4 protein-coding genes and 1 pseudogene are annotated in these 6,975 nt (G+C 43.2%); 1 reads left to right on the top strand and 4 read right to left on the bottom strand.

Translation table 11 applies throughout. The features are described 5' to 3' along the window. Positions 1–164: 164 nt before the first annotated feature. A complete protein-coding gene (locus H6G59_RS27405; RefSeq protein ID WP_242038913.1) occupies positions 165–545 on the bottom strand; it encodes a hypothetical protein in 381 nt (126 codons plus the stop codon). A 132-nt stretch (positions 546–677) separates the two neighbouring features. After that, positions 678–4,862 carry a GAF domain-containing protein gene (locus H6G59_RS18230; protein ID WP_190716860.1) on the bottom strand — a complete coding sequence of 1,395 codons (4,185 nt, stop codon included), beginning with the start codon at positions 4,860–4,862 and terminating at the stop codon, positions 678–680. Between the two features lie 132 nt (positions 4,863–4,994). Here H6G59_RS18230 and H6G59_RS27400 point away from each other — a divergent pair. After that, a pseudogene (locus H6G59_RS27400) lies at positions 4,995–5,143 on the top strand (IS4 family transposase); the annotation flags it as partial. A gap of 79 nt (positions 5,144–5,222) precedes the next feature. Here the strand turns inward: H6G59_RS27400 and H6G59_RS18225 are convergent. Both H6G59_RS18225 and H6G59_RS18220 read right to left on the bottom strand, forming a co-directional pair. Continuing rightward, positions 5,223–6,416, bottom strand: a complete 1,194-nt coding sequence (locus H6G59_RS18225) for an MFS transporter (RefSeq protein ID WP_190716858.1) — start codon at positions 6,414–6,416, stop codon at positions 5,223–5,225. Positions 6,417–6,442: 26 nt separating this feature from the next. After that, entirely contained in the window at positions 6,443–6,937 is a 495-nt protein-coding gene (locus tag H6G59_RS18220; RefSeq protein ID WP_190716856.1) for a hypothetical protein, read from the bottom strand. Positions 6,938–6,975: the final 38 nt, after the last annotated feature.

Genomic DNA, 6,975 nt, shown 5'->3' with positions numbered 1-6,975 from the left:
ATTTATTTAACATTAATTTCAGAAAAATATTTTAGCGATGCCTGTTTTTAACTTGGCGATCGCACTTTTTTTGCCCCACCTCACAAAATCGCGTTGCTCCCGCTCAGAGATCACCCTAGAATTGTTCTTATAAAATTCTATGAGAATATTTGTATCACATAGAATCATTTCACCTCTTCTCTCCATGCTTCTTGACGAATGGACTCAGTAGTAACATTTCTCTTTTCCCACAGCCCTGCAAAAGAAAAAAAATCTTGCTCATCATCAGATATATTCGCCTGATCTTCCATTACCTCTACAGAGTTAACAAAATCTAGAGCAGAAAGAATCTTCAATAGCATCTCTGCTTTTTCCTTATCAGCAACTCGAACTATTAATTGTTCCATATTTGCGCGGTTGTTAAACAACATTACCCAAATTATACAACTATTTGTGTTTTGCTTATAGGAAGCTAAAAAAATTACTTTAATTAAAATTTCCTCATCAAAGTGATGTCTACGACGGGCTATCTCTATCCACGAGACGCTACGCGAACGCCTACGCACTTTCCCTCATTCCCAAAAGAGCCGCAACTATTTATTTTTATTTACTTACTTACCATCTTGATGCTGTCTAATAGAATCAGGGAACAGAAAGACAATTTGTGTAATTAATTCTGTACGATTACTTATCTTTGTTCATTTGACCGCTCTGACAACTGAAAAAGCAGCACTGGAAATAATCTGTAATATTGCCTGCACCAATACCTCTGGTTCTACAGGTTTAGGAATATGCTTCTGGAATCCTGCGGATAGAGCCTGCTGCTGATCGAACTCTGCGGCATAAGCTGTAAACGCGATCGCGGGAATATGTCCGCCCTGCTCAGGTGGTAAGGCTCTAATCTGGCGGAGCAACATATATCCATCCATGTCTGGCATCCCAATGTCACTCAGTATAACATCCGGTTGGGATTGAGCCAAAGCTGCAAATGCTTCCCCTCCAGAAGCAGCTGCAATCACCTTTGCCCCAGCTTGCTCCAATATAAACGCAATCAAGTCTCGTGTATCGGTATCATCATCCACAACTAAAACTTGGACACCATTCAAATTAAAAGATGGTTCTAGGAATTGAGGCTCTTCATTGACAGTTAGTTGGACGGGCATAAGCGGAAGCCTGACTATGAAAGTAGCTCCCAATCCTTCACCCTTGCTCTCTGCTTGAATGGTGCCACCATGCAATTCAACCAGATTACGAACGATTGCTAACCCCAATCCCAGTCCGCCAAACTTACGAGTTGTGGTACTGTCCGCTTGCCGGAAGCAATCAAACACATAGGGAAGAAAGTCGGGAGAAATGCCTTTTCCGGTGTCGCTAACGGTGACTTGAGCATAATTATCATCCTTTTCTAATCGCACCTCAACGCGACCCCCAACAGGTGTAAATTTAACAGCATTGGAGAGCAGATTCCACAGCACTTGCTGCAAACGAGTTGAATCACCCAAAACCTGTCCCACCTCAACATCAAGGTTTGCCTTGACGCTAATGGACTTGGCTTCTGCCGCTAGTCGCACAGTTTCGCTCGCCGCTCTAATCGTCATTGCCAAATTGAGCGGGCTAACTGCGAGACTGAGCTTGCCTTGTAGAATCCGGGAGATATCAAGCAAATCTTCAATCAGTTCAGATTGTAGTTTGGCATTGCGTTCAATGCTGGCCAGAGCTTGCTTTGCCGTTGCCTCGTCCAGCTTGCCGTTTTGCAGCAGCTTTGACCAACCGAGAATGGGATTGAGAGGCGATCGCAGTTCGTGAGACAGCACCGCCAAAAATTCGTCTTTGACCCGGTTGGCAGATTCTGCGGCACTCCTTGCTGTTCGTTCTGCTTCATAGAGGCGGGTACGAGCGATCGCCTGAGCGCATTGTTGTGCCAGCGATAAGATAAACGTTTGCTCCTCCTCATCCAACTGTTGCGGCTCAATGAAACCAAAGGACATACCTCCGATTGCCCGACCTTCAACCATCAGGGGAATGGAAATCCAGGCATTGAAGTTTTGCTGCTGATACTGTTTAGTTAGGTGCGGATAGCGGATTGCTCGTGTTTTTGATGATTCTGCCCAAATAGGCTGTCCGGTTCGCACGGCTTCTGCCAAAGGCACAGGCTCATTCAGGGAAAACCGCTGCCAACCGTTCATTTGGTCGGGTTCACAGCCAACGTTGCGGAGGACTTCGAGTTCAGTACCAGTCTCATTCACTAAGGCAATCATGGCAAAGTTAGCACCCAGAGTGGCAATTCCTTGATCTATAATCACATCCGCCACCTGGAGGGGAGTTAGGGATTCAGAAAAAGCAGCCGTCACAGACTGAAGCCGGGTAATGCGTTCGGCAGATTGCTCTGCTTCCCGGTAGAGACGAGCATTATCAATAGCGATCGCGGCTCGATGAACGATGTCTTCTGCCAATGCCAGATCTGCCTCACCATAACGGCGCTCGGATTCAGCCGTAATAAACGAAATTGCCCCTAAAATCTGGCCACGGGCAATCAATGGTGAGCTAATAGCCGACTTTAACCCCAGTTCGCGCAAGATTCGCAGATGTTCAGCGTCTTGAGCCACCATCACCAATGCAGCATCTGGAATTTCAGCCACCATTTCGGTTTTCCCAGTTCGCAGCACCTTAGCCACTCCCTCTGTTGCCTCGATTCGGCTGGGATATTGGCGATGAACTTCCCAGCCCAATTCCACTTTTGTGGGATCACGGTGAGCAACGGCAACCCGATGAATGAATTGATTGTCTTGCAGCAGGTCGATCGCACACCAGTCCGCAAAGAATGGTACTACCAGATTTGCAACATTTGCCAGAGTACATTCATAATCTAATGAGGATGCCAGCGCTGTGCTGATTTCTGCAAGAAATGCCCAACGCCGCTGGTCAGCTTCTGCTTCTAAACGCGCATTTTGCTCTTGAACTTGCTGCCGCAGCAATTGGGCGCGTTCGGCTTCACTCTTTTTGCGTTCAGTAATATCTTGATTAATACCAATAAAAAAGATCGGATTCCCAGTTTTGTCATACACGGTTTTGGCTGTTGTCTCTATCGACACGGGCGAGCCATCTTTCCGCAGACAGGGAATTTCACCACAAAAATCTCCTGTTGTTTGAATAGACTGAATGATTTGGGCAGTCATCGCCGCTTTAATATCTGAGCGATGGAGAAAATTAACAGGTTTGCCGATCGCTTCTGCTGCTGTATAGCCAAAGATTTGCTCGGCATTGCCCAGCCAGCGTAGAATTTTACCCTCCAAATCGGTTAAAAAAATGGCATTGGGCATTTGCTGCAAGGCAACATCTGAAATCAGTAGCTCGGCTTCAGTTTGTTTGCGTTCGGTGATGTCGTGCATGAGGACGACTGCGCCTTGTTTTTTGCCCTGGCTATCAGCGATCGCTTGTCCACTAGCAAGCAGCGTCTTCGCAGTTCCCTGTTTGGGCGCAATCACCATTTCCACATTCTCGACCTTCTCTCCCTGTAATGCTCGAAATAAGGGGATCTCGTGTTTAGACATCTGCGTTTTGCCATCGGGCAAATACAGGTTATAGTACTCTGCCCACTGTTCAGGTGGTAGTGGTTGCTCCGGCAAGCCATGAAACTCTCGTGCGGCTCGATTAAATAAGGTCAAAATCCCTTCGGCATTACAGGCAACGATTCCTGCCTGCACATTATCAAGCAACACTCTGAGTAACTCCTGTTCTTTTTGCAGGGCTACTTCGGCTTGCTGTCGCTCCACAATTTCCAACAGGAGTAATTCGTTTGCTTGAGATAATTCAGTCGTTCGTTGTGCAACTAAACGCTCCAACTCATGCTGGGCCTGTTGCCGCCCTGCTTCTGTTTGCTGTCGCTCTAGTTCGGTGGCGATGCGTAGGGCAAAGATGGTCAATAGGGATTCTGCCAGTTGAACATTTGTCAAAGCCTTGCCATCCATCACTCCCAGTACACCGAGGGGTACACCCGTTGTGTCAAAAAAGGGAACTGCTACATAGCTTTCCACGTTGAGAGGTTTTAAAAGAGGCGCGTTGGGAAACAAGGCTTGGACTCGATTGGCATAGCAGCACAATTTTCTTTTCTGGAGTACTTCCTGGCAGGGGGTATCATGCAGCAGGTACGCAAAGTTGTCGATAATCTGCCCCTTCCCGCAAGCAGCGATCGTGCGGATTGTTTCCTGCTTATCTCCCTCCACTAGACCAATGTATGTGTAATCAACCCCCAGCACTTTGCTCAAATGTTGCACCAAAGCAGAGAAAAATGCTTTCCCTGTCGCCGCAGAAACTCCCTGACTCACATCTTGCAAAGTTGCATCGATTTGAGCAATTTTATGAACTGCTAGTCGCAGTTCTAGTTCATCCATCACCATTGCGGCCAGATCCGCCAGGACAGCTTTTTGCTCATCAGTTAAGGCATCACGCGGTTGTGTGTCTAACAAACAAAGAGTCCCTAAGTTAAATCCATCTTGAGTCAGCAGTGGCGCGCCAGCATAGAACCGCAGACCCGGTTCATTTTGTACAAAGGGATTACAGGCGAGGCGATTGTCTTGCCTAGTGTCGGGAATGACTAATACCTCATCGGATAACACCACCAAGTTGCAAATAGTCGCATCTCGCGGTACCTCGCGCATATCAAAGCCATAGGCAGATTTAAAGTAGCCTCTCGATTCATCAACCAGGGATACCAGCGTAATTGGCATATTAAATAGGCGCGCTGCCAGAGAGGTGATGCGATCAAAGGCAGCTTCCGGCGGGGTGTCGAGAATATTGTATCGCCGCAGTGCCTCTAAGCGTTCTACTTCATTTGCAGGTAAAGGCGCGGTCGTGGCAATAGGTTTAGGGGTAGTTTCAGTCATGGCTGAAGGCGGGATGTTTTAATAGATATCTTTTTAAGCGATGGCCGAAGTGTTGAATTCTAATAAATAACTGATATAAACAGCCCAAAATTTAACACATTTTGGGCAAAGGATTTAAATATTTGATAAATAATGATTGTAAATTTATTTCCCAAGACTGTCAAAGATATCCTCAGGGAGCTACCAAAAAATGATTATCATATTTTGGATAGCCGTCTTTTGTTGAATGTTGGTTAGCTTATAACCTGGATAATAGCTTAACGAGTATGTGCGATTTATTTAAAATTTTTACATTGACAAGTAAATAAATATAAGATCCTAATAACTGAGACTAATTTACAATAAGTAACTCCCAATCTCTCACTCACAAGTCAAATACCTAAACACGAAAAATATCAAAATCGTAAATCCCACCGCTGCTAAAAATACGCTATTTATTCCTCCAAACCCAAACGCAATACCCATTAACAACGGTCCCAAAGTTTGCCCTAAACCGAAAAATGTCCCATTCACTGATACTACCGTTGCCAAATATTCTCTGGGTGCTAACTCCGCTAACAAAGTTTGAATACTCGGAAAACCAATTCCTAAACCAATACCCAATATTGTCGTCGGGATTAACAATAACCAAATACTTGAGACCAAAGGAACAATTAACATTGATAAAGCATACAAAATATAAGATGCCTTAATTAAAGTTGTCGGTTGATATCTTCTCGCTAATTTACCCAATTGAGAAGATGTAACTGTAATTGCTACAGACACACTTGAAAGTATTAAGCCAATGGTAGAAGGTGGTGCTTTGAAAGTATCATTCATTAATTGTGGTAAATATGTGACATAAGCACCATAAAGCAACACAAAATTAGACGCACTGACAATAAATAAACCAAATAATCGCCGATCTTTAATGATTGTTGCCGCATTACTCAAATATTCCTGAAGATTGCGATCGCCTTTTGGTTCTGGATTATTCAAAGCAAACAACACCAGCAACCCTACAGGAATAGCTACCGCAGACAACATAAAAGGATAATACCACCCCAGCGTTGCTAATGCACCACCAATTAACGGATAACTTGCCGTACCCACACTGCTAAAACTAGAAGCATAACCCATAGCCGCAGCACGTCTATCTCCTGTATATAAATCACCAATTAAAGTAATACTTAAAGACAATAAAGAAGCAGCACCAATTCCTTGCAACAAACGTAAAAATAACAATAAATTAAAATCACGAGCAAAAGCGCAAGCTGTACCAGCAATCCCGAATAAAAATAGAGAAGGGATAATAATTATTTTTCTGCCCCATCTATCAGCTAATACTCCAATTACAGGCCCCAAAATCAAGGCAGGTAATGTAAATACTGTAATTAACAATCCTAAATTTTTGGGGTTGACATTTAAAGATTTAGCTAAATAAGGAAATGCAGGAGTAACGCTAGAAACTCCAATCACAGCAATCAGCGTCACTGCACAAATAATCTGAAAATTAAATTCTTGATAAACGGGTTTACGGTTAGCAAATGGAGCTTGTTGTTCTGATGAATTCATAATGATGCACCTCTAGATAATTAACTTCATGTATTCTCTTTCAGAAACAAAATATAATCAACTATGTTTTGTTTACACTTAAACATAGTTGTTTCATAATAAGTCAGGCGACGATGTTCACCAGAATGCAAAACAACAACAATCCAATATACTTGGTTATCAATTTGGATTTTTTTACCAAGCCTAGCTTTAGTAGTAAATGAAGAACTGCGTGAGTTAATTAGTACTGTTTCAATTTCATTAAGTGGTAGTTCAATTACTCCCTGAGAAAATATATTTCGTTGTCGCAAGGTGATTTTACCAAGTGCTGAATTGAAATTGCAAGTTAGTACTTCATAACAATTATCAATATCTAAAAAGAAAATACTAATAAATGCACTTGTTAACAACCAAAAACCAAGCATTGTCCAGCCACCAAAAACAGATAAGTTTATTCCCAGGATGGGAGTAAAAGAATGATATAATATATCTAGTTGAGAGTATTCTTCACTTCTGTACAGTTTTCTGATTTTTGGCTGCATATTTATTTCTCCAGAAATTAAACTCAGTTAGTTAAAAA

Origin of the sequence: Anabaena lutea FACHB-196 (assembly GCF_014698305.1) — a bacterium.
Lineage (GTDB): Bacteria > Cyanobacteriota > Cyanobacteriia > Cyanobacteriales > Nostocaceae > Anabaena > Anabaena lutea.
Note: the sequence above shows the minus strand (reverse complement) of the source record. Positions and strands in the feature narration are given on the sequence as shown.

Bases quoted from the DNA above. Each gene is read 5' to 3' on its own strand.
- H6G59_RS18220 (WP_190716856.1), bottom strand. From the start codon at position 6,937: ATGCAGCCAAAAATCAGAAAACTGTACAGAAGTGAAGAATACTCTCAA.
- H6G59_RS18230 (WP_190716860.1), bottom strand. From the start codon at position 4,862: ATGACTGAAACTACCCCTAAACCTATTGCCACGACCGCGCCTTTACCT.
- H6G59_RS18225 (WP_190716858.1), bottom strand. From the start codon at position 6,416: ATGAATTCATCAGAACAACAAGCTCCATTTGCTAACCGTAAACCCGTT.